The following is a 22,855-nucleotide window of genomic DNA, read 5'->3' on the forward strand; positions in this document are numbered from 1 at the left end:
TTAATCAAGGCGTCGTCCGTCGGGACCGAACAGATGCGCGGCCGTCTGTGGCCAGACCAGCCTGATCGTGCCCTCTGGTGTCTGTGAACGCGCAGGCTGGCGGACAATCACCCTGGCATCGCCAATCCGGGCAGCCACAAGTTCATCCGCACCCAGATATTCAACCCCCTCGACCACGGCCTCCACGCCTTCGGTTCCGACCGCAATGTCTTCTGGACGCACGCCGATCAGACATCCATCGGGCGACCGCTCATAACCATGCACGCGGCGGGCCGGAATGAGGTTCATCGGCGGCGTGCCGATGAACCTGGCGCAAAAGGTAGTTGCTGGCCTGCCGTAGAGTTCACGCGGGGTCGCGATCTGCTCAATGCGTCCCTGGTTCATCACAACGATCTTGTCTGCCATGGTCATGGCTTCGACCTGATCGTGAGTCACATAGACCATGGTCAGGCCCAGGCGCTGCTGCAATGCGCGGATTTCGACACGCATGCTCGCACGCAGCTTAGCGTCGAGATTGGAAAGCGGCTCATCCATCAGACAGACCGGGGCCTCTGCCACGATGGCACGACCAAGCGCGACACGCTGCTGTTGCCCACCAGACAGCTGGTTTGGCGTCCGGTCCAGCAATTCGCCAAGATTGAGGATGTCACTCGCCCGCTTCAGCCGGCGCTCGCGTTCGGCCGCATCAACGCGTCTCACCCGGAGGCCGAAGATGATATTTTCTTTCACGCTCAGGTGGGGAAACAGTGCGTAGGATTGAAACACCATCGCAACGCCATGGTCGGCCGGCGAAGCATTCGTTACATCGCGACCGCTGATACGAATGGTGCCGGAACTGACTTCATCCAGACCGGCAATCAGACGGAGAGTCGTTGACTTGCCGCAGCCGGATGGCCCGAGCAACACTGTCAGCGTTCCCGGCTCCACCTCGAAGCTCACCTGGTGAACAGCACTCACGGTCCCCCACTGCTTGCTGAGATCGCTGATCTGAATTCCCGACATTTCCGATCCTTTGCCCCTCACCCGGAACCCAGCCAGCTTTGCCAGCAGGTACCTCCCGAATTCTTCATCCAAGCTATTGAACTAATTCTTCTAGGTCAATACAAATGTTCAAAAATGGATTTCGCGCCAATCTCAAAGCCGCCTTCCCCTTCGAAAAGGAGAACTGAAATGACCGCTTTCAGCATGCTTCATCTGTCCGACACACACCTGTCGGCACGGATGGACCATTTTCGACGCAACAACGAACTCATGCTTGAGAAGCTGAAAGAAGCTGATCACGATCTCATGGTTCATACCGGCGACATCACGCTAGACGGCATTCGCCACGAGGACGACTTCGATTTCTGTCGCTCCTTTTATGAGGGACTGGAGCGTGACATCCTTTTCCTTCCAGGGAACCACGATGTCGGCGACAACCCGCGACTTTCCAGACCAGCCAGTGAAAACGGCAGCGCGATCGACGGGACACGCATGGATCGCTACCTTGCGCACTATGGCGAAGACCGCTGGGTGATCGATCGGGAACGCTGGCGCATTCTGGGCATAAATTCCCTGCTCATCGGCTCCGGTTTGTCCCGTGAGGCGGAACAGAATGCATGGGTGGAGGAACAGTTGGCGGACCTCGGCGATCGCCATCTGGCAGTGTTTAGCCATCAACCTTTTTTCATCAACGAGCCGGACCCGCTACAGCTCAGCTACTGGACCGTCGATCCGGAAGGCCGGGAGGGTCTGCGCCTTTTGATGGAACACCCCAGTCTCAGGGTGATTGCGAGCGGACACCTCCACCAGCAGAGGTCGCGCGAATACGGCCAGACCGGCCTCATCTGGTGCCCGTCAATCGCCTTCACCACCCGTGCGGAACTCGTGCCCGAGATGGGCGGCCAACGACAGGTCGGCTATCTTGAGCATTCGTTCGAAGACGATGGAAGCGTTGTGACGAAGATGTGCACACATCCCGGGTTCGAAAACAGTCATCTCGATGACGTGATCAGGGTCGTCTACCCCTTCGCCGGATAAACGCCCGGCATAGAGATTTCCGCGCGTTCAGGCCGGCTGGACGCGCGCTACGGTCTCGTTCTCCCAGAGTGCTGCGACCGGAACGCTGCCCTGCCCCATCCAGTGCAGACAGGTTACGCTTGCGCTTCCGCTGTCAATCAGACTGTTCTCGTCACCATACTGGCTTGAATAATCCCGATCTGCCAATGGCTCGATGTCGGCCGATTCTCCATCCTGACGATGAACAATGACGCGCTTTGCGACCTTGTCCCGCCCGATACGCGCGGCACGCATGGGCGCTGGCAACTGATGCGGGAGATTCACACTCAGCCAGTGCCCTTCATAAGCCCATTCCCTGCGGGTGCGCCAGAAGCATTGAATACGGTCTGCCAGCCATCGGAGCCCCGCTCCCTCAACCGGCCCGGCGTCCCTCGGCATGGAAAACGCGATGCCCGGGATACCAGCCAGCGATGCCTCGCGGGCCACAGCCATCGTGCCGGAATAGGCGACATCCTCGGCAACGTTGCGCCCTTCGTTTATTCCCGAAAGGACCAGGTCGGGTGTTTCAGCCCCGTCGAAAACCCATTGCATGGCTGCAATAACGCAATCGGCAGGGGTTCCTGAACAGGCAAAACGTCGAGGCGAACGACGCTCGATGCGGAAACTGCGACGCAGCGTGATCGAATGACCATATCCGCTGCGGTTTCCATCGGGAGCAATGGTCCAGACGTCATCGCTCAGCAGGGAGGCCGCACGCTCCAGAACAGCCAGTCCCGGCGCATCGATACCGTCGTCGTTGGAAATCAATATTCTCACAGAAGAGCCTCCCGATCATGACATTCGCTCGCTGAAGACCCCGGTCAAAGTGATCCCCCGTTGCATTCTTCGGAGCGGGTTTAGTGCATTTTTGAACATTTCTATTCTTTTACGATGTTTTGTTCATTATGAAAAGTCCGATAGTGTGGTATGAAGACGCACCATCGCCAGCAGCGCATTCTTCCAGAACGGGCAACAACGTCGTGACAGCCAGGAAAAAAACCAAACGGACCAGCTTTCAGGCCAATCAGGAGGAACTCAAACTCCGCTGCGCCTGGCTCTACTATGTCGAAGGAATGACTCAGGAACAGGTGGCTCACAATCTGGGCATAAGCCGCCTGAAGGTGCTGCGTCTGCTCGCAGCCACGCGCGAGGATGGGACTGTCCAGATCATCATCAATTCACAGGCTCAGTCTTCGCTCGCTCTCCAGCGCGCGCTGGAAAAACACCTCGGGCTGTTCGAAGCGATCGTGGTTCCTTCATCCGATCAAAGTGAATCGACCATTGCCGGCGTGGTTGGATATGCTGCAGCCCGCTTTCTCTCCGAGCAGGTTTCCGACGGCCTCTCGGTCGGCGTCGGCTGGGGTGGCGCTCTGCAGGCATGTATGCGGGCCCTTACCTGGCACGAAGTCTCGGACATGACTGTTGTGTCATTGCTTGGCGGCCTGACAAGAGCCTCGGTTCACAACCCGTCCTCGGTCGCCTGGCGCCTGGCCGACTTCTATCAGGCCGAACTCTATCAGATCACCGCCCCCGTGTTCGTGCCCGACAACAGTCTCGTGACAGCGCTGTGGGATCAGGCCGATTTTCGTGCGCTGCGCGAGCGCGCCCGTTCAGTTGATATTGCTCTTTTCAGCGTTGGAGACCTGAGCGCGCAGGCATCGATCTTCAGGCGTGGCATCCTCAGCTCCGATGATGCCAAAAGCCTGCGCGATAGCGGTGCGGTGGGAGATGTGCTCTGCCACTTCATCGACAAGACCGGTGAGGTCATCGATCACCCGGTCAACCGGCGTGTCATGGCAATCAACCCCGCCGACCTGATGCAGGTCCCGAAAGTCGTGATAGCCTCAGGAGGCGTGAGGAAGGTTCAGGCAATTCGAGCCGGTCTGCTTGCCACTGGTGCGAGGGTGCTTATCACCGATGTTGCTGCGGCTAATGCCTTGCTGGAGCTGCCTGCAATTGAAAGAACCAGTTCCTGAAGCAGCCGGTGCAACATTCCAGTTTGGGCTTATTGTTCTCTCGCTAGTGCAGCATGATAAAAAGCCAGCAACCTGAAACAACCACCTCATCCCTATCGTCATGGGAATTTGTCTGAAGCGGTTCGCTTTGCGCAAAGCGGTATCAAACTCGTCTTCGATGGCGATGCAGTCGTCCAGGTCGGATTATGCTGAAAAGTCGCCCTGCCGGCCGTACCGAGCGGAGAAACTCTACGCGGCAGGCGCGTCTTCTTCCTTCAACGAAAGGACATCAAGCATCAGCTCTGGTGCCACGCCAAGCCCCCAAAGAGCTGTCTGGCCTGCTGCCAGAGTAGCGTTCAACCCTTTCACGCACTGTGCGGTCGCTTTTCCAACGCATCCGGCTAGGCTACCGCAGTTCAGCCCGCTCTTTCCGCAAGAAGTCTGGCCGTGAACAGGTCCAGATGAGCACCGCCCACATTCTTGCACACTGTGATGTCTTCCTCAGATCGCCTACCCGATTTCACACCAGAGCACAGTTCAAAGAAATCGGCCTGCACGTCCTCCCAGTCGATCACGCCGTCGCGGACCGGACGGGCGAGGTCGCCCGCGCCCTCCATACCTTGCCGTGTATCGACGAAGATGGAGCCGCGCTTCATGGCCTCGTCATCGGCTTCGCGCATGTGCGGCAGATAGGCGCCCACAAGATCCAGATGAGCGCCGGGTTTGAGCAAACGTCCCTTCACCAGCGGCTCCTCGGCCATGGTCACACAGGAGATGATGTCCGCCTGGCCGACAGCCTCATCAATGTTTTCGACAGCCTGCGCGGTTACTGGGCCTTCAATCGATGAAGCAAGGGCCCTCGCCCGATCATGCGTGCGGTTCCAGATCAGGACGCGCTGTATGCCGGGCCGGGCAGCACGGTGGGCAGCGACCATATGCGGCGCAAGGCCGCCCGCCCCAACGATCAGCAGCGTTTCAGCATCCTGTCTTGCCAGAAGCCGTGCGCCCAAGGCTGAATCGGCGGCTGTCTTGCGAAAAGTCATGGCCTCGCCATCTGCAGCCAGAAGGGGCGTGCCCGTCCGGGCATCGAACACGCATACGAGGCCCTGCACCGAGGCCTGCGGCGGCGTGAGGGACAGGTTCTGAGGGAAGACCCCGACCGTTTTGACAGCGATGATGTCCTTCTGGCGCCAGCCAACGAGCGTCACGAACTTGTTTGACCCGCCCCCTGGCTCATCCGCAATCAGGTTGGCCGTCTCCGGCATAACCCCGTGATGGGCCTGTTCGAGCGCGTCGATCAGCGAGGCATAGTCAAGAGTTTCGTGCACGGTTTGAGCATCGATATAACGCATGAATGGTCTCAGAAAAGAAGATTGGGCAGAGCGGTGACCAGCGGTGGGAAGAAGGCCAGCAGAAGAAGGACCGCCACCAACGCCGCCAGGAAGGGCAACGCCTCGCGGGTGTATTCCTCCACCGAGCATCGGGTGATGGCGCAGACGGTGTAAAGCACCGTTCCCACCGGCGGCGTCAGCGAGCCGATGGTGGTGTTCAAGACGAGAAGAACGCCGAAATGGACGGGATCAATCCCGAGCAGGCGCGTGACCTCCAGAAGCAATGGCGCAAGGATTACAAGCAAAGCCAGCCCTTCCAGAACGGTTCCAAGGGCAAGCAGCCCCAGCATGATGATCAGAAGAACCACATGCGGATTGTCGGAAATGACAAGCAGTGCCCCGACAATCTGCTGAGGAATCTGCTCCAGTGCGAGGATCATTGAAAAGACACTGGCAGAGGCGACGATGAACAGGACGCTCGCAGTGGTGTGAGCGGATTCACGCAGAAGAGCGTATGTGTCGCCAATGCCGATTCCGCGATAGATGACGAGGCCGACCGCGAATGCATAGATTGCGGCAATAGCACCAAGCTCTGTGGGGGTGAACCAGCCCGTGCGCAGCCCGAAGATGAGCATGACAGGCATGGCCAGCGCCCAAAGTGCGGCGCGCCCCCGACTGAAAACCTCGGTGGCCGGCGCTCTTTTCTCGCGTTCCGGCCGATATCCGCGCCGCTTGGCTATGAGCCTCACCGTCAGCAACAATGCGCCCGTGATCAGGAAGGCGGGGACGACTCCGCCGAGGAAAAGCCGCCCAATCGAGGTGTTGGTGAGCAGGCCATAGATGATGAGGCCGATGCTTGGCGGCATGATCGGCGCTATGGCGCCGGACGCCGCGCTGATGACGGAGGCAAATCCGTTGGAGTATCCCTTGTCTCGCATGATCGGGGCGATGGTGCGCGCATCAATGGCTGCGTCGGCATTGGACGATCCCGACATTGCGCCCAGAAACAGCGAGTTCATCACCGCCACCTGCGCCAAACCGCCCCACCAATGCCCCACCAGAGCATTGGCAAAACCGTAGAGGCGCTCTGCAATGCCGCCGCGCGCCATGGCGGCCCCTGCGACCACGAAAAAGGGAACGGCGAGAAGCGGAAAGGATTCCAGCGCCGACGACATGCGTTGAGCCACAATGCTGGCCATCATCGGGTTCACGGCGAAATAGGCGACCGATGTTCCAAGCAGAACAAAGGCGATCGGCGTTCCGAGAACAAGAAGCAACAGGAAAACAATTGCGATAAGGGTCAAGGCCGATCCTCCCGGCCCGCTTTCAAGCGTCCCCATGCCTGCGTGATCTGAACGAGGATCAGCACCGCCATCGCAGCCAGAAGCCCCGCCGATACGATCCATTTTGGCCAGCCAAGTGCGAGGAAGCGTGTGAAGCGCGCTGTGGCGATCTGTGCCAGAGCCGCGTCAATCACTGCGAGCGCAATGGCAATGACGATGGCATGGACCAGCAACTGCACCGCAAGGCGCCAACGGGGTGGAAGCCGATTGGAGAAAAAGCTCACGCCAAAAAGCTGGCCATTGAGCGCCGCTCCGACGACGCCGAACCACACGACACCCACAAAGGCCACCAGCGCAAGATCATGCGCCGCATGAAAGGTGATCCCAAACAGGCCGCGCGCGAGGACATTGGCACTAACGACCATCAGAACCACGCCCAACAGGATGGCCGGGATCACCGACCCGACAACGGAAAAGAACCTGTGCAGCACTCTCCTCACCTTTCCTCCCGGGGTCCCCGCGCCCGATTTTCCATGTTTTCAGGTTGAGACACCGGCGGCGATGACCTCTGTGGGAGGACACCGCCGCCGGTCAATACGGGCCGATGGCAATCACGAATTGCCCCAACACGCCACCGACCCCTACAGGTTACTGTCCGGTGGCGGCCGCACGAACCTTTTCGTAAAGCCCTTCGGGCCATTGCGGAAAGCTATTGTAGAAGCCGGCAGTAGCGCTTCGGTAGGCGTCGATATCGGCGTCGTGGAACGTTACGCCAGCCGCTTCAAACTCCTTGCGTATCTCCGCCGCCTTCTCTTCCGATAGAGCTGTCAACTCGCGTCCGCCCTGACGGAACTCCTCGATGAGGATCGCGCGATCCTCATCGCTTATCGACTGATAGGCAGCCTCACTCATGACCCATCCGGTGAAAAGGTTGAAGTGACTCGTCAAGGTCAGATGCTTCGCCGGCTCATACCAGCGGCTCGCGCGCAGGCCCGTCAGTGGTGCCTCGGCTGCTGTCACCACGCCCTGCGACAGGGCGGAGTAAACTTCCGCCGCCTCAACCGTGGTCGCAATGACCTCAAGCGGCTCGAATGTCTTCAGCCATGTTTCCACCGGGGGCACGCGCATCCGCACCCCCTTCAGATCCGTCGGCTCGGTATAGGGTGCATCACCGATCATATGCCGCGGCCCATCGAACCAGTTGATCGCCAGGACCCTGATTGCCGCCTTTTGCGCCAGTTGGTCGTAGTAGCCCTGCATCAGGTCCGAATTGGCGAGGCGCTCGCCCTGTTCACTGTCATCAATGATGAACGGCCCCTCCACCACAGACAGTTCCGGCACGCCGAACGTGGCCATGAACGAGGCAGAAGTGAAAGTGATGATCGGCTGCCCCTGGCTGGCTTGCTCCAGTGAATCACTGGTCGAGCCAAGCTGTCCCGATGGAAAAAGCTGGAAGGCGACCCGTCCCTCGGTGCGCTCGGTGATGCGTTCGGCCACCTTTTCCACCATGATGACCGAATCCGCCGTAGGGGGATTGACCGAGGCGATGCGCAAGGTCACCGGCTCGGCGTGGGCAGCAGACAATGCCGCCATCGCCACGGCACCTGCAATACCGCCCAGTAGGCTTCGACGTTTGATCAAGTTCATGTTTAGGTTCCCCATGATTGCTCCTCCGTTATGGCGTGCCCATCTGAGATGATGAGCGCCTTCTCCCTGTGTTTGCGGCGGCAATGTTTCCACCACCGCTCCCAGATTTTCTCCTCAGTAGTCGTGGATTTTCTTCATGTAGCGCCGTGCTTCGAGCATGGTGTGATTACGGCGCTGCGCGAGCTTGTATGCGAACCCCCAAAGGGCATCGAAGAAGATCAGGGGCACAAGATAGCCCTGGAAAGCCTCATCGATCCCACTCAGATCTAGCTCGGCTGCATCCAGAACCATGATCCTGTCGCGATCACCGAACCGGTAGAGAAAATCGCGTGTACGCTCTTCGATGCGTCGCGTCTCATCCATCCCGACGAGGAGAATGGCGTTCGTGCTTTCGTCAACCACCTCGAACGGCCCGTGAAAAAATTCATTGGCGTGAATGGCCTGTGAGTTGATCCACTGCATTTCCATCAACACGCAGATGGCGAAAGAATAAGCGGCCCCATAGCCGGCACCGCTGGCTGCGGTGTAAATGACCGAACTGTCCTTGAAGCGGTCCGCATATACCTCGAAGCGATCTTCATAGACGGCTTTCGCCTGTTCGATCGCCGATTGCAGATTGCCGAGGCTGGACAGAAGGGTGGAAACGACATCGCGTCCTTCCCGCTGGCGCAAAAGGCCAGCCAGGAGCATATAGAGAATCGCATAGTTGCTGTCTGCCGGGTCGATCGGGACGCCCGTCGTGTAGGGTGCATCATAGCGCACCACATGTTCTGCCGCTTCGGCCAAAGGCGATTGAGGATCAAGGGTCATCGCCACGGTAATCGCGCCGTTCTCACGCGCAAACCTCGCAGCATTCGCTGTTTCACGCGTCGTGCCGGTCTGCGAACAGAGGATCACAAGCGCCTTCTCGCCCAGATGACGGGGGTGGCGGCAGATGAATTCGTCCGCATTGTACAGGTCGGACGTGATTGTCTCGAAGTGTCGATCGATAAAATACTTTCCCGGGTACATGATCGACAGAGATCCACCGCAGGCAACCAAAAACACGTGGGTGATCTCGCGCTGTCCGATAGCCTCGAGGGCCGCCTGCACATCCGGGCTCAATTCACGCTTCATACCAAATCCTCTGTACAGCCTCCCCTCGACGGAGACCTTGTTGACACCATGAGACCATTGTGGGAACGTTCTCACATCTTGTCAATCGGAATAGAGAAAAATGGTTCGAATCGCGGCGATCGGAGACAATGATGTCGACTGCTACCTCTCCAACGGGCTGATGTATCCGGGAGGAAATTGTTACAATGTATCCGTCTTTGCCCGCCGCTTTGGTGCCGATAGCGCCTACGTCGGCGCTATGGCCGACGACGCGGCGGGGAGGCATATGCGCGATGTTCTGCTGCAGGAGAACATCAACATTGAGCGGCTGCGCACTGTCGAGGGCATCACCGCCTATTGCGTGATCGGCCACGTGGACGGGGACAGGGTGTTCCTCAACAATGATTTCGGCGTCTCGCGCTTCATTCCCGTGGCGGATGATTTCGATTTCCTCTCAGGGTATGACGTTGCCCATGTGGGCCAAAGCAGCGCACTTGACCAATGGCTTCCGGAGATCGCTGAGCGTACGGCCCTTTCTTACGATTTTGCCGTTCGTCACGAAGCGGAACATATCGCCAAAGTCGCTCCGTTGTGCCAGTTGGCTTCCGTTTCCACCAGTCATCTCTCGCGGCAGGATGCAGTTGCGCTTGCCCGGGCGATCAGCAATGCAGGCGCGCAATGGGTGCTGGCTACCCGAGGGCGCGATGGCGCCGTTCTCCTTAACGGCGACACGCAATACGACATGCAGGCTGTTTCAGTTGAGGCGGTGGATACCCTTGGCGCAGGCGATACTTTCATCGCCCGAACCCTGGTCGGTCTCATGACGGAGGAAAAGCCGAACGACACGCTATCGGCCGCAGCCAGGGCGGCTGCCGAAACGTGCTCCTATTATGGCGCCGTCGGCTATGGGGTTCCCATCGACCTTCCTGTGCAACTCGACATGGCGCAAGCTGCCCTCAACCGGAGTTCACCGGCGGCTGAATAGACTCCCTCAGGATCAGGTCGGCTTTCAACACCGAGCGGCGAGGAGGCCGCGCGGCGTGGGCGATTCGGTCGAGCACGAGACGCGCGGCCGTCTCGCCAACCTCTCTTGTCGGCTGCACAACGGCACTGATCGTCGGCTCATGGAACTGCATCCAGTCGAGATCATCGAAGCACACCAGTGAAACGTCTTCCGGGATCGAAAGCCGCCCCGACTTCAACACACCCATCAGCGCAGCAGACATCAGACCATCGGTGGAGAAGAAGGCCGTGGGCGGTTCACTGTGTCGGAAACAGGATGCGATGGCTGCGGTGGCAGCGTCGACCGAATAGGTGCCGACACGTGCCACAAGCGCCGGATCCACGGATACTCCAGCCTCCAGATGCGCCTGCAGATAGCCGAGCAGGCGTTGCCAACTGGGAAACAGGTGATCCGACGAGACCGTACCCGCCAGGACGCCCGCAATAAAATCCTCGAGATTCCCGCCCTGCCACCATTCGAGTTCGGCAACGATACCGATCCGCCGGTGACCGGCCGCAATAAGCTCAGCCGTGCAGCGTCTGGACGCCGAAACATTGTCAACAGTCACAGCATCGGTGTCCAATCCTTCGACAATACGGTCGATCTGGACCAGGGGCTTCCCTGTGGCTACGAAAGCCCGCAGGTGTTCCGCGCCTGACAACTGGCTCGGGGCAACAATCAGACCATCCACCTGCTTCTGGATGAGTAGCTCTACGGCCTCAATCTCCTTCTGAGGGTCTTCATCGCTGCCGGTCAGCAGAATGCCGAACCCCTCGGCACGCGAAATGTCGTAGATTCCACGAAGAACGCTCGAATAAAAAGGGCTTTGGATGTCCCCGGCGACAACGCCAATTGTCTTGGTCACACCGGTGATCAGGCTGCGTGCGAGCTGATTGGGCTGATAGCCGAGCTGACGCGCGCTTTCATGAACGCGATTGCGCACATCCTCACTGCTATAGCCATAGCCGCCCAGCACCCGACCGGCGGTGGCAGTGCCCACACCTGCCAGTCTGGCAACCTCCGCGATCGTAACCTTGCGGCTTTTTTCCTGTGTCACATCGACCCTCCAGGCCCTCTATCTCGCAAAGCCGCCGCGCCGGCAAGCCACCTCTTTCATCAATCAGTCCCGTGAAACGGGAATGAGTGGCTGCGATATGTCGATCCTGGAGACCGCATCTCTTATGCGACTGATCACTTCACGTCCTGCGAGTGGCAACTCATGTACGCGCTATGTGATCAGCCAGATGGACGTTTCAATACGTTCGGCGAGCGGACGAAAGTGTAAACCATCTCTCCGGCATCAAATGTAAACGATGTGACAAGAATGGACCGTGAAGTGGTTGGTGGAGCTGAGGGGAATCGAACCCCTGACCTCGTCATTGCGAACGACGCGCTCTCCCATCTGAGCTACAGCCCCATTTCGCCGGAGACCCGCATTTATGTCCGGTCTGGGCGAGCTGTCAAGAATCCAGTTCGTGGCCAGATCACCCGTGCCTCTTCATCCCATAAATGCAAATATCCGGCCCAATTTCCCGCCGCCGTCCGGCAAATGATCGCGCCAGACTTGCCGCATCCATCGGCAATGGCTACATGTCGCAAAATTCACGGCATGGGAAGCGAGCTTTTTTCGTTCCCGCTTCCCGATAGCCGCGCTTAACACGGCCCAGGAGACCGGCATGCTCGCGCTTATCCAGACCATCATCATGGCGCTCGACATTTATTGGTGGCTGATTATCGGTTCAGCTGTTTTTTCCTGGCTTTATGCGTTCAACGTGGTCAACCCCCGCAACCAGTTTGTCGGTTCGGTCGGCAATTTTCTCTTTCGCGTCACGGAGCCTGCACTTCGTCCGATACGGAAGCTTCTGCCCGATCTCGGCGGTATCGACATCTCGCCAATCATCCTGCTACTGATATTGTTCTTCGTTCGACAGTTCATACTGACGACCATCGCTCCCGCACTCCTCTGAAGCATGGTCGATGTACCGGCCTTCTGTCGGTTGTCTGACCAGGGGCTGGCGCTTTTCGTGCGCCTGACACCCAGGTCCGCGCGCGATGCGATCGAAGGCCCTGCGGAGACTGCGGAGGGCCGCTGCCATCTGAAGGTGCGCGTACGCGCCGTTCCAGAGAATGGCAGAGCCAACACCGCCCTGGAGAAACTGCTTGCCAGGGAAATCGGGGTTCCGCGAAACTCGGTTTCGGTCACCGGCGGAGCTACCACACGTCTCAAGACGGTGGAAATCCAGGGAATGCCAGAGGAGCTCCTCGCGCGCATTGGCGCGGTCGTCACACGCCAATAGGCGTTGTCACGAAATGCGTCTATGCTCGCCACCCCTGAAGGAAGGAGCATGGCTTATGCGACTGGCAATAGTGGGAGTTCTGGTGGCAGCACTCGGCAGCATGGCACAGGCCAGCGAGATCGAAAGCGCCTATACCGAGATCAACACGCAGGAGAATTGCGCGGCGTTTGCCGCCCCTGCAGCCGATGATCCAGGTGAATGGATGAATTTCGTCTGCGAGGGTTGGCGTGGCTACCCCGTGCTCATTTACTATGGTGATGCGCGTGAATCGATCTTTTACGGCTTCCCGCCGGACGGCGATCTCGCGCCGGAATGGGAAAGCTTTGCCGGCTTCAACTCCACCGGATCGACCATTGAATGGCGCATCATGAGCGATGGTGACCGCAAGTGGCCCCTCGCAACGATCCACCGATGGTTCATCGACGACGGCGAAGGTGTGGGCGACAAGATCGAAGTGCTCGCCATAGAAAAGGTCGGGCAGGTTTTCGGGCGGGAGGGCTGCGTGATCGGATATGTCGTTGCCACCGGCAACGAAAATGCCAATGAAAAAGCCCGCCGCATCGCCGATGGGCAGGCTTTCGATTTTGCGTGTGGCGCGGATCAGCCGGTGATCGACGCCGGCGATGTGCCGCTGCCCATGACGACGGGCAGCGATGGCGGCGGTTGAGCGCCGCCCCCTTACTTGCTTGCCTTGGCTCGCTCGACCGCCTCGACGATCAGCTTTCTGGCTGCCCCGGCATCCATCCAGTCGCCGATCTTCACCCATTTGCCGGGCTCCAGATCCTTGTAGTGCTCAAAGAAATGCTGGATCTGCTGGAGCGTGATTTCCGGCAGGTCGGTATAGTTCGTCACATTCTCATAACGGCGCGTCAGATGCGGCGATGGTACGGCAATGATCTTCTCGTCCTGACCGGAATTGTCTTCCATGATGAGTACGCCGATCGGCCGGACGTTGATAACGCAGCCGGGAATGAGCTGACGTGTATTGCAGACCAGCACGTCGATTGGATCGCCATCGTCGGACAGCGTGTGGGGCACGAAGCCGTAATTGCCCGGATAGGTCATCGGCGTGTAGAGGAACCGGTCGACGACCAGCGTGCCGGAGTTCTTGTCCATCTCGTATTTGATCGGCTGGCCGCCGACCGGCACTTCGATGATGACGTTCACGTCTTCTGGCGGATTGTCACCGGTGGAGATGGCGTCTATGCGCATGGGATAAGCAACCTCTGTTCTGACAGTTATGGCTGCCGGATACCGGCATGGCGACGGTGGAGTCAGCCAGCCGGAGCAGCCCGGAAACGGATGGCTGCCGCTTTATCGCGTCAAAAGCCGCATGGCAATGCAGCGAATGGTGCAGTGCGAAAGTTTTGGCGCTTTGGTTGCACACACACACATTTGGTTGCACACACAAATGCGCCGAAACGGAAGGCCGGGCCTTAATCCCAGACGAAAGCCAGCTTGCGCAACGCCCGGTGCTCAAACACCTCGACGCCTTCGGCGATGTCTCGACCGCCGGCGCCCGAATAAAATGCTAGAGCCGGTTCGTTGTCCTCCAGCGCCCAGACAACCAACCCTTTGAGACCATGGGCTTCGAGCATATCGCGCGCGGCCTGGAAGAGACGCCGGCCAAGCCCGACACCCTGGTATTCAGGCCGTAGGTAAAGCTCGTAGATCTCGCCTTCCTGGCTGAGTTCGCGTGCACGGTTTCGCCCGAGTGTTGCATAGCCTGCAATCTCGCCGCCTATCTCGATCACCAGAACGGTAGCGGAGCGGCGTATCGCGTTGGCCCACCAGCGCGGCCCGCGACGGCCGATCATGCGCCCAAGTGCCTGATAGGGAATAATGCCGGTATAGGCGCCGCGCCACGCGCTGTCATGGACCTCGGCGATAGCCTCGGCGTCGTACGGCTCTGCTCGTCTGATGTCGATCGTCAGCGTGTTCATGATCTCTTAACCATAGCTGCGTCGGGTCGACATGCGCAAGCATTAGAGCGCTCATCTTTGCAGTCACACACAAATCGCCGAAAAGTGCTCAGATTTCGGTCAAACGGTCCATGATTTCATTGGAATTACGTCGTCCGGCGGGAAAATGCATAGAAAGCACCTCGCCTGCATATGCCACCGTTTCCACAAACCCGTCTGCCAGCGTTCCGCGCCGTGCATGCTCCAGCATCAGCGCAACACCCTCATTCCAGACTGTCTGCTCAACGCGAGCATCGATCTCGGAATCGGCCACGATTTCCACATAGCGTTCCGCCAATGAAACGAAAATGAGAACGCCGGTCCGGCCTTGCGTTACATGAATGTTGTGAGCCAGGAACTGGTTTCGTGCGTTGGCGTGTGCGCGCCGGTATTTCAACGCTTTGGGAACCAGCGCGACACGCAGCCCCTCGAACGCTGTCACCAGACCTGCAGCAGCGCAGAAAGCGGCAAGTTGAGCCACAGCGAAAATCACCGGATCGATTGATATCCACCAATACCTGAGAGCAAGGCCAACGAACGGCCCCAGAACGAGGATGGCAAGCGCCACCATCAGGCAGGCAGGATAGAGATAGGCATCACTGGAACGCGCAAGCACACAATATATCTCCCCCGATGTCTCTTTCTCGGCTTCGCCGATTGCCCGGGCGATGCGCGCATGTTCCGCGTCTGAAAGCTTTCTGATGCGTCGTGTCATATCTACCAGCTCCCCGAAGCACCGCCGCCGCCCGACGAGCCGCCACCGCCTGAAAAGCCACCGCCACCACTACCGGAAGACCAGCCACCCGATGACCTTCCACCGGACGAACCGCCACGCGACTTTGTGTAATCCACTGTCATGCCGAGCCATTTGTAACGTCCAGGCCCGATCTTGCGGCCAAAAATCGGCGGTAGAAACGCCATCGCGAAACCACCGAAAAAGAACGTACCCCAGACGAGAAAGAACAGTATGACCGGCCACGCAGGCCCCTCGTCACTCTGTTGGCTGCGCCTGGCACGCGCTTCGAGTTCGGCTGCATTGCCTTCCAGAACCATGATGATGTCATCGACCGCACCACTGATGCCAGCCGAAAAATCGCCGGCGCGAAATGCAGGCACCATGGTGTTTTCGATTATGAGTTTTGAATGGAGGTCCGTCAGCGTTCCCTCAAGACCGTACCCCACTTCAATGCGCATCTTGCGGTCATCAAGCGCTACAAGAAGCAGGACGCCATTGTCCTCGCCCGCCTGCCCGAGTCCCCAGGCGCGAAACAGTTGGTTGGCAAACGGTTCCAGCGCCTCTCCATCCAGACTTCGAATCGTGGCAACCACGATCTGATCCGACGATCTCTCCTCGAAAGCTTCCAGCCGCGTACCGAGGGCCGCTTCGGTGGCTGCATCAATGATCCCTGCATTGTCGACCACCCGTCCGGTGAGCCGTGGCAATTCGGCAGCGGCGATTGGGGACGTCGCCACGACCCAGATCAATCCCGCCACAATTGCGAGCCAGATGTTGCGATGACCAAACGCGATCAGCGCCCGCGAGGCAGCCTCCCCCATGGATCAGTCTCCGTCAGCCGCCGCTGCTGGTGCCGAAATTCACAGACGGCACATCCATGTTCTCTTCCGAGATGGTGAAAGTCTCATAGGGTTCATTGCCTGTGAACCAGAACATGGCCCAAAGCATGGAGGGCAGCGTTTTCAAGGACGTGTTGTAGAGCCGCACCGCCTCGATATAGTCACGCCGGGCAACGGCAATGCGATTTTCCGTACCCTCGAGTTGAGCCTGTAGGGCGAGAAAGTTCTGACTCGATTTCAGATCCGGATAGTTCTCGACGACCGCAAGAAGACGCGACAGCGCGCCGGAGAGGCCGGCCTGGCTTTCCTGAAACGCCTTGAAGGCCTCGGGGTCGGTCAGCATATCAGCAGAAATCTGAACCTGGGTTGCTTTCGCGCGCGCTTCGACAACACCTTCGAGCACCTCGCGTTCCTGAGCGGCATAGCCCTTTACGGTCTCGACCAGATTGGGGATCAGGTCGGCACGGCGCTGATACTGGTTCAACACTTCACTCCAGGCCGCTTTTGCCTGCTCCTCGCGTGTTGGGATGGTGTTGAAACCGCAAGCCGACAGCAACGGCAGCATCAGGCAGAGCCCCAGCAGGGTAAGAAGGCCGCGTACGGGTGTGGCGGCGAGCGGTTTGGCAATCGACATGAAGGAGCACCTCCGGGAAATTGGTTCTCTCGACATTAGAACATGGTCCACTGATAGGAAACCAATTCCGAACGATGGATCCTTGATGTACGGTCGTGCCTCAACAACGGCATCAGGTTTTTGCAAAGTGACAGCACGGAAGCGGGTGGAGCAGGCAGAAGCAGAATCGCGGCGGATCCTTGACCGGGTCAGCCGTGAAAGCGAAGGCAGCTCCATGATGACCCGCGCGCGCGATCACATTTCGGCAAGGGATGCGGTACAGGACGATCCAATCGAACTATGGGGAACGCGGATCGGCAGAGCCATCGCGGTAATCACCCTGACCGCCCTCATCCTTTGGATCCTCCTTTACGTTTTCGGAATCATCGGCGGGTAAATGACAACATGACCAGAGAAGAACACCGGCGCGAAACCCGTGCCGTTATTGTCATATCCAGCCATGTAGCGCGCGGCAGCGTGGGAAATCGTGCCGCCGTCTTTGCATTGGAGGCCCTCGGGTTTCCCGTCTGGGCGGTGCCCACAGTCATCCTGCCCTGGCACCCGGGCCACGGTCCCGCGACGCGCATCGTCCCCGAACCCGACCAGTTTGCGCGTTTCATGAACGATCTCGAAAACGCGCCATGGCTCGGCGAAGTCTCTGCAGTTCTATCCGGCTATCTGGGCGGTCCCGAACAGGCGGATGCGATAGCTGGCCTGGTGGAAACCCTGAAAAGCCGCAATCCAGAAGCGCGCTACGTCTGCGATCCGGTGCTTGGAGACCGGGGCGGCCTGTATGTGCCTGAGGCAACGGCTACAGCCATCCGCGACAGACTGTTGCCACTTGCCGATATCGCCACGCCAAACCGTTATGAGCTGGCCTGGCTCACAGGCGTCCATATTGACGGTACCGATTCTGCGATACATGCCGCCCGAAAGGCACCCCCTGCCGAAGTGATGGTGACATCCGCTCCCGCGAGCAGCCCCGACCGCCTGGCAAATCTGCTGGTTGGGAAGACGGAAGTCCTGCGCGCGGCCCATGACAGCATTCCCAAAGCTCCAAACGGTACCGGCGATCTCACCGCGGCACTTTACCTTGCCCGATTGCTCGCCGGCGAGAACCAGGAAGAAGCTCTCGCCAAGACCACAGGCTCGGTAGTCGCAATCCTCAACAGGGCGATCGAACGCGGGTCGGATGAGCTGATGCTGGAAACCGACCGGCAGATTTTGACACGACCACAAATGAGGATCGACATCGAGCGTGTCGCAGAACCCGCTTCCGCTTCACATTGAAGCTTTCAGCGTTCCGCGGATAGTTGAAAACACGGGACCATGTCATTACTGCAAGTTTGAAGTCCGGGCGTCGATTAAGCGTTCGAGAACGGTGCACAGCACTGTTGCAGACGGATCAAACCGGATTGCGCGCCACGCATTTTCTCGCTATTCGAAAACCCATGACGCACCTTCCAGAACGCCTTATCTCTGGCTACCGCAATTTCATGGCGGGCCGATACAGCTCCGAGAGTGAGCGCTACCGCAAACTGGCCAAAGAAGGCCAGTCACCGCAAACCATGGTCATCGCATGCTGCGATTCACGCGCGGCACCGGAAACGATTTTCGACTGCGGCCCCGGTGAACTTTTCGTTGTGCGCAATGTGGCCAATCTTGTACCGCCCTATGAGCCAGACGATCACCATCACGGCACTTCGGCAGCGCTCGAATTCGCGGTGCAAAGCCTCAAAGTGAAACACATCGTTGTGATGGGTCATGGGCGCTGTGGCGGTATAGGTGCCGCGCTCAACCCGTCGGCTGAGCCGCTTTCGCCCGGCGATTTCATCGGCAAATGGATGGGCCTTGTAGCGCCGGCAGCCGAAGCTGTGGCAGGCAACAAGCTGATGACTCCGTCTGAGCGTCAGACAGCGCTTGAGCGCATTTCCATCCGCTATCAGGTGCAGAACCTGCGTAGTTTTCCATGCGTTAAAATTCTGGAAGACAAAGGCAAGCTCTCCCTGCATGGTGCCTGGTTCGATATTTCAAGCGGCGAGCTGTGGGTGATGAATCCTCAGACCGGCGATTTCGAGCGGCCGCAGCTTGATTAACGAGCCTTGTTAAACCGGCCCCGGCGGACTTGGCCTTAGCACCGTCGCCAATGCCGGTTCCGGCAGCCTGTTCCAGATAAGCCACGCGAGGATCGCGGCGGTTCCAAGCGTCGGGATGATAATCACCATTGCGAGCACGGGGTCGCCGATCAATGCCGCGATGGTACCTCCGGCAAGCCCGGTGCCCATTTGCAAAAACCCGGTGAGCGACGATGCTGAACCCGCAATGCGCGGAAACGGCGCCAGGCCGGCTGTCATCATCGCCGGCATCACAAAGGCGATACCGAACGCATAGATTCCGACAGGGCCCATAACTCCGATAAAGCTGGGCTCGAACTGGGTCAGCGAAACGATCAGAAGAAGACTGCCTAGCCCGATGGCGGCGAGGCCAATAGGCACGAGCCTGTAGGCTCCTAGCGACCTCATCAGATAACGCGCCGCGAGCGCACCCACGAAATACATGCCCGACTGCGCGAGCATGCCGATACCGAATTCAGCCGGGGTAAGACCAACCCGGCTCATCAGGATGAAGGGCAGTACGGACGCCTGGGTGTAGAGGGCCCCAACCGCACCTGCGATGACCAGGCTTGAAAGCATGAAATAGGCGCTGCGGAGCAACAGACCGTAGGAATGGATCAGGGCTTTCGGACTGATCCGCGACAGGTCGCGTTCGACCGTTTCGCGCATGCAGAAATGAATGACGAGGGAAATCACAACGCCTGCTGCAAGCATCAGTCCGAAGATCGCATGCCAACCCGCCAGCTGCATGGTCAGCCCGCCGAGCGTCGGAGCAAATGCCGGCCCGATCGCGAGGATGATGCCAATCAGGTTCATGATCCGGGCAGAGCTCTCATGCGTGAAGAGATCCCGTACGACCGCCCGCGACACCGCAACCCCTACGGCGGCTCCAAACCCCTGCAGGAAGCGCGCTGCGATAAGCGTCTCGATATTGGGCGACATCAACGCGACAAAGCTTGCCACCACGTAGATACCGATAAAGCCGAAGGTGACCGGCTTGCGCCCCAGCCCATCCGAGAGAGGTCCGCAGAAGAGCTGCGCCAATGCAAAGCCGGCAAAATAAATCGATATGGTCATCTTGACCGCTGCTTCGGTGGTGCCGAACGCCTCGACGATCTGCGGCATGGCTGGCGTGAAAAGCGCCATCGAAATCGGTCCGAGCGCCACCAGCATCGCCCCGATGATGCTGACGCGCCGTTCGCTCATCAGCGGTGGTGAGACAACCTCGTCCGACGTATCGGCGCGCAGGTTCATAAACGTCCCTCCGCCGGCTTCTGAGAGAACACAGCGAGATTGGAGCGAACGAGCTTGAGCTGCTCCAGCAGGCTTTCCCATTCAGACTGGCTGAGCGAACCCGCTGCCTTCTTTCGCATTTCCGCAGCAACCGCACCAATTGCTTCCAGAACGCCGTCGGCTGCGTCGGTGAGTTCGACCAGTTTGGCACGACGGTCCTTCGGATCATTCAAACGGCGGACGAGCGCGCGCGCTTCAAGCCGGTCCAGATAACCGCTCAACGTCATGGCCTCCACACCCATGCGCTCAGCCAGAACGTTCTGCCGAACAGCCCCCGCGCGTGCCGCATGCACCAGAGTTCTCGCCTCACCAGGTGTTACACCGATACCGGCTTCCGCTATCGCGCGGTCCATCGTACCGCGGATCAAGCGATGGATATCTGCGACCAGAAAGCCGAAGGAATCGGGATTGACAGAATGTGTCACGACTGGACCCCTTATTATAAGGCAAGCTTAATATAAGCCTTACATACAGTCATGATCGATGACCGTCAACGCCGGCCATTGCGCCGCAGGTGAGCAAGGCTTACATCGCTAAGAGCTTCCCTTCCAACGTTCCGGAACCGTCATGCAGAAATCCGCTCCCATTGACCTTGCAACGCATCCGCTGACGAGTTGGAAAGGCCCGCACGGCCTGCCGGATTTCACCGCTTTCGACGACGCGGCTTTTGCCCCCGTATTCGACGCTGCCCTGACCGCGCACGAAGCCGAAATCACCAAAATAGCTTCCAGTCCCGAAGCCCCCGACATTGCAAACACGCTGGTGGCACTGGAGTTGGCCGGCGAAGCGCTTTCCAGGGTCTCTGCCATTTTCTGGTGCCGCGCCGGAGCGCATACGAATGAAACCATCCAGGAGCTGGAGCGTGAGATTTCGCCACGCATGGCCCGGCACGTTTCCGCGATCTTCATGAACGAGGCGCTTTTCGCCCGCATCGACCGGCTCTATCAGGATCGTGAGACACTGGGTCTCGATACCGAAACGAGCCGCGTGCTTGAGAAGACCTGGAAACGCTTCGTGCGTGGCGGAGCACAGCTTGACCAGAACAAAAAGGACCGCCTTGCAGCGATTAACGAGGATCTGGCTGGGCTCGGCGCGCAATTTGGGCAAAACGTGCTCGCCGACGAAAGCGGGTGGGCCCTGTTTCTCGAGGAACGCGACCTGGACGGGCTTTCAGAGGCCCTCAAGAGCTCCATGGCCGAAGCTGCGGAAGAACGCGGCGAAAAAGAACGTTACGCTGCAACACTGTCACGCTCCATTGCCGAACCGTTTCTTGCCTCATCGGAACGGCGTGACCTGCGCGAGAAGGTGTTCAAAGCCTTTGCGAAGCGGGGCGAGAACGGCGGAAAAACAGACAATACGGATGTGATCGCCAGAACCCTGAAGCTACGCTCCGAGAAAGCCAGGCTGCTTGGCTATGAGTCCTACGCCGCGCTGAAACTTGACGACACCATGGCCAAGTCACCAGAAGCCGTGCAGGATCTGTTGCAGCCTGTCTGGCAGAAAGCGCGCGAGAAGGCCGCCGAGGATGAGAAGGATCTGGCCCGCCTCGCCGCTCGGGAAGGACAGAACCAGCCCATTGCGCCCTGGGATTGGCGATACTATGCCGAAAAGAGGCGCGCTGAACGCTTTGCCTTCGATGAAGCCGCGTTGAAGCCCTACCTTGTGCTCGACAATGTGATTGCGGCTGCGTTTGACGTCGCACACCGGCTGTTCAACCTCACCTTCGAGGAGTTGAAAGAGGTGCCCGCATGGCACGAAGACGTGCGCACATTTGCCGTGCGCAATCCCGATGGCACGACGCGTGGTCTTTTCCTGGCCGATTATTTCAATCGCCCGTCCAAGCGTTCCGGCGCATGGATGAGCGCACTTCAATCCGGCTATCGTCTGGGTGAAGGCAAATCGCCAATCATCTACAACGTGATGAATTTCGCGAAGCCGCCCAAGGGTCGGCCAGCCCTGCTATCCGTGGATGAAGCACGCACATTGTTTCACGAATTCGGTCATGCGCTACATGGTCTCCTGAGCGATGTTACCTGGCCTTCCATTTCCGGCACATCGGTCTCGCGTGATTTCGTGGAACTACCCTCACAGCTCTTCGAGCACTGGTTCACCGTGCCCGGGGTGCTGCGCAAGTTTGCCTTGCACCACGAGACCGGCGAACCCATGCCCCAGGACCTGGTAGAGAAAATGCGCGCCGCCCGCACTTTCGATGCCGGCTTCGCCACAGTGGAGTTCACCGCATCCGCACTGGTCGACATGGCCTTTCACAGTCTGGCCGAGGCCCCGGACGATCCGCTGCGCTTTGAAGCAGAAACACTGGCAAAGCTTGGCATGCCCGATGCCATCGCCATGCGCCACCGGACACCGCATTTCCTCCATGTCTTTGCCGGCGACGGGTACTCAGCCGGCTACTATTCATATATGTGGTCCGAAGTTCTCGATGCCGATGCCTTCCGCGCTTTTGAGGAAAAGGGCGATCCGTTCGATCCGGAAACGGCAGAGAAGCTGCGTCGGTACATCTATTCTGCAGGCGGCTCGGCGGATCCCGAAGATCTTTACAGGGCCTTCCGCGGCCGCATGCCCACCCCGGAAGCCATGATGGAGAAGAAGGGGCTTTCCTGAGAGAGCTTTTGACAGTCACGGATGTGTCA

The 22,855-nt window shown here is 58.9% G+C and carries 25 protein-coding genes and 1 tRNA gene; 10 read left to right on the plus strand and 16 right to left on the minus strand.

The window, feature by feature from the left end:
• Positions 1 to 1,002 carry an ABC transporter ATP-binding protein gene (locus HF949_RS02530; protein WP_292898148.1) on the minus strand — a complete coding sequence of 334 codons (1,002 nt, stop codon included), beginning with the start codon at positions 1,000 to 1,002 and terminating at the stop codon, positions 1 to 3.
• Positions 1,003 to 1,170: 168 nt separating this feature from the next.
• Here HF949_RS02530 and HF949_RS02535 point away from each other — a divergent pair, with 168 nt between their 5' ends.
• Entirely contained in the window at positions 1,171 to 2,019 is an 849-nt protein-coding gene (locus HF949_RS02535; RefSeq protein ID WP_292898149.1) for a metallophosphoesterase family protein, read from the plus strand.
• Positions 2,020 to 2,046: 27 nt separating this feature from the next.
• Here HF949_RS02535 and surE read toward each other — a convergent pair whose 3' ends face one another.
• Entirely contained in the window at positions 2,047 to 2,814 is a 768-nt protein-coding gene (gene surE, locus HF949_RS02540; RefSeq protein WP_292898150.1) for a 5'/3'-nucleotidase SurE, read from the minus strand.
• A 203-nt stretch (positions 2,815 to 3,017) separates the two neighbouring features.
• Between surE and HF949_RS02545 the strand changes: the two genes are divergently transcribed.
• Positions 3,018 to 4,013, plus strand: coding sequence for a sugar-binding transcriptional regulator (locus HF949_RS02545; RefSeq protein WP_292898151.1), 996 nt, complete (start codon positions 3,018 to 3,020; stop codon positions 4,011 to 4,013).
• A gap of 395 nt (positions 4,014 to 4,408) precedes the next feature.
• On the opposite strand, the gene HF949_RS02550 is transcribed toward HF949_RS02545, so the two are convergent.
• The 5 genes from HF949_RS02550 to HF949_RS02570 all read right to left on the minus strand — a co-directional run bounded on the left by HF949_RS02550 (position 4,409) and on the right by HF949_RS02570 (position 9,369).
• Positions 4,409 to 5,344: an ornithine cyclodeaminase family protein gene (locus tag HF949_RS02550; protein ID WP_292898152.1), complete on the minus strand. Its 936-nt coding sequence runs from the start codon at positions 5,342 to 5,344 to the stop codon at positions 4,409 to 4,411.
• An 8-nt stretch (positions 5,345 to 5,352) separates the two neighbouring features.
• The gene (locus HF949_RS02555) at positions 5,353 to 6,627 is read right to left on the minus strand and encodes a TRAP transporter large permease (protein ID WP_292898153.1); all 1,275 of its coding nucleotides are present in this window, start codon (positions 6,625 to 6,627) and stop codon (positions 5,353 to 5,355) included.
• Positions 6,624 to 7,097, minus strand: coding sequence for a TRAP transporter small permease (locus HF949_RS02560; RefSeq protein ID WP_292898154.1), 474 nt, complete (start codon positions 7,095 to 7,097; stop codon positions 6,624 to 6,626). Before HF949_RS02560 ends, HF949_RS02555 begins: the two co-directional genes overlap by 4 nt.
• Positions 7,098 to 7,254: 157 nt before the next feature.
• Positions 7,255 to 8,253, minus strand: coding sequence for a TRAP transporter substrate-binding protein DctP (dctP, locus tag HF949_RS02565; protein WP_292898155.1), 999 nt, complete (start codon positions 8,251 to 8,253; stop codon positions 7,255 to 7,257).
• 114 nt (positions 8,254 to 8,367) lie between these two features.
• The gene (locus HF949_RS02570) at positions 8,368 to 9,369 is read right to left on the minus strand and encodes an SIS domain-containing protein (protein WP_292898156.1); all 1,002 of its coding nucleotides are present in this window, start codon (positions 9,367 to 9,369) and stop codon (positions 8,368 to 8,370) included.
• Positions 9,370 to 9,469: 100 nt separating this feature from the next.
• Here HF949_RS02570 and HF949_RS02575 point away from each other — a divergent pair, with 100 nt between their 5' ends.
• Positions 9,470 to 10,333 (plus strand): PfkB family carbohydrate kinase, encoded by an 864-nt coding sequence (locus HF949_RS02575; protein WP_292898157.1) that lies wholly within the window; start codon positions 9,470 to 9,472, stop codon positions 10,331 to 10,333.
• Here the strand turns inward: HF949_RS02575 and HF949_RS02580 are convergent.
• Positions 10,305 to 11,408, minus strand: a complete 1,104-nt coding sequence (locus tag HF949_RS02580) for a LacI family DNA-binding transcriptional regulator (protein ID WP_292898158.1) — start codon at positions 11,406 to 11,408, stop codon at positions 10,305 to 10,307. The genes HF949_RS02575 and HF949_RS02580 overlap by 29 nt on opposite strands.
• A 284-nt stretch (positions 11,409 to 11,692) precedes the next feature.
• Positions 11,693 to 11,768, minus strand: a tRNA-Ala gene (locus HF949_RS02585).
• Between the two features lie 259 nt (positions 11,769 to 12,027).
• Here HF949_RS02585 and HF949_RS02590 point away from each other — a divergent pair.
• From HF949_RS02590 to HF949_RS02600, 3 genes are read left to right on the plus strand one after another with little or no spacing between them, the layout of a single operon-like run.
• Positions 12,028 to 12,318: a YggT family protein gene (locus HF949_RS02590; RefSeq protein ID WP_292898159.1), complete on the plus strand. Its 291-nt coding sequence runs from the start codon at positions 12,028 to 12,030 to the stop codon at positions 12,316 to 12,318.
• 3 nt (positions 12,319 to 12,321) lie between these two features.
• Positions 12,322 to 12,648, plus strand: a complete 327-nt coding sequence (locus HF949_RS02595) for a DUF167 family protein (RefSeq protein WP_292898160.1) — start codon at positions 12,322 to 12,324, stop codon at positions 12,646 to 12,648.
• Positions 12,649 to 12,703: 55 nt separating this feature from the next.
• Complete coding sequence (locus HF949_RS02600; protein ID WP_292898161.1) at positions 12,704 to 13,315, plus strand: hypothetical protein; 612 nt, start codon at positions 12,704 to 12,706, stop codon at positions 13,313 to 13,315.
• Positions 13,316 to 13,326: 11 nt separating this feature from the next.
• Here the strand turns inward: HF949_RS02600 and ppa are convergent, their stop codons facing one another.
• The 5 genes from ppa to HF949_RS02625 form a co-directional block, all read right to left on the minus strand.
• On the minus strand, positions 13,327 to 13,860 hold the full coding sequence (gene ppa / locus HF949_RS02605) for an inorganic diphosphatase (protein WP_292898162.1): 534 nt from the start codon (positions 13,858 to 13,860) through the stop codon (positions 13,327 to 13,329).
• Between the two features lie 224 nt (positions 13,861 to 14,084).
• Positions 14,085 to 14,591, minus strand: a complete 507-nt coding sequence (locus HF949_RS02610; protein ID WP_229449538.1) for a GNAT family N-acetyltransferase — start codon at positions 14,589 to 14,591, stop codon at positions 14,085 to 14,087.
• A gap of 88 nt (positions 14,592 to 14,679) precedes the next feature.
• Entirely contained in the window at positions 14,680 to 15,324 is a 645-nt protein-coding gene (locus tag HF949_RS02615) for a TPM domain-containing protein (RefSeq protein ID WP_292898163.1), read from the minus strand.
• Positions 15,325 to 15,326: 2 nt separating this feature from the next.
• The gene (locus tag HF949_RS02620) at positions 15,327 to 16,166 is read right to left on the minus strand and encodes a TPM domain-containing protein (RefSeq protein WP_292898164.1); all 840 of its coding nucleotides are present in this window, start codon (positions 16,164 to 16,166) and stop codon (positions 15,327 to 15,329) included.
• Between the two features lie 13 nt (positions 16,167 to 16,179).
• Positions 16,180 to 16,818, minus strand: coding sequence for a LemA family protein (locus HF949_RS02625; RefSeq protein ID WP_292898165.1), 639 nt, complete (start codon positions 16,816 to 16,818; stop codon positions 16,180 to 16,182).
• On the opposite strand from HF949_RS02625, the gene HF949_RS02630 reads away from it, so the two are divergent.
• The 3 genes from HF949_RS02630 (at position 16,817) to HF949_RS02640 (ending at position 18,893) form a co-directional block, all read left to right on the plus strand.
• Positions 16,817 to 17,194, plus strand: coding sequence for a hypothetical protein (locus HF949_RS02630; protein WP_292898166.1), 378 nt, complete (start codon positions 16,817 to 16,819; stop codon positions 17,192 to 17,194). The two genes, HF949_RS02625 and HF949_RS02630, sit on opposite strands and share 2 nt — an antisense overlap.
• A gap of 8 nt (positions 17,195 to 17,202) precedes the next feature.
• Positions 17,203 to 18,087, plus strand: a complete 885-nt coding sequence (gene pdxY, locus HF949_RS02635; RefSeq protein ID WP_292898167.1) for a pyridoxal kinase PdxY — start codon at positions 17,203 to 17,205, stop codon at positions 18,085 to 18,087.
• Between the two features lie 161 nt (positions 18,088 to 18,248).
• Positions 18,249 to 18,893 (plus strand): carbonic anhydrase, encoded by a 645-nt coding sequence (locus HF949_RS02640; RefSeq protein ID WP_292898168.1) that lies wholly within the window; start codon positions 18,249 to 18,251, stop codon positions 18,891 to 18,893.
• 9 nt (positions 18,894 to 18,902) lie between these two features.
• On the opposite strand, the gene HF949_RS02645 is transcribed toward HF949_RS02640, so the two are convergent.
• On the minus strand, positions 18,903 to 20,165 hold the full coding sequence (locus HF949_RS02645) for a multidrug effflux MFS transporter (protein WP_292898169.1): 1,263 nt from the start codon (positions 20,163 to 20,165) through the stop codon (positions 18,903 to 18,905).
• Positions 20,162 to 20,629, minus strand: a complete 468-nt coding sequence (locus HF949_RS02650; protein ID WP_292898170.1) for a MarR family winged helix-turn-helix transcriptional regulator — start codon at positions 20,627 to 20,629, stop codon at positions 20,162 to 20,164. The genes HF949_RS02645 and HF949_RS02650 overlap by 4 nt, the downstream gene beginning before the upstream one ends.
• Before the next feature lie 142 nt (positions 20,630 to 20,771).
• Between HF949_RS02650 and HF949_RS02655 the strand changes: the two genes are divergently transcribed.
• Entirely contained in the window at positions 20,772 to 22,826 is a 2,055-nt protein-coding gene (locus HF949_RS02655) for a M3 family metallopeptidase (RefSeq protein WP_292898171.1), read from the plus strand.
• Positions 22,827 to 22,855: the final 29 nt, after the last annotated feature.

It is taken from the genome of Nitratireductor sp., from assembly GCF_017794765.1.
GTDB lineage: Bacteria > Pseudomonadota > Alphaproteobacteria > Rhizobiales > Rhizobiaceae > Nitratireductor.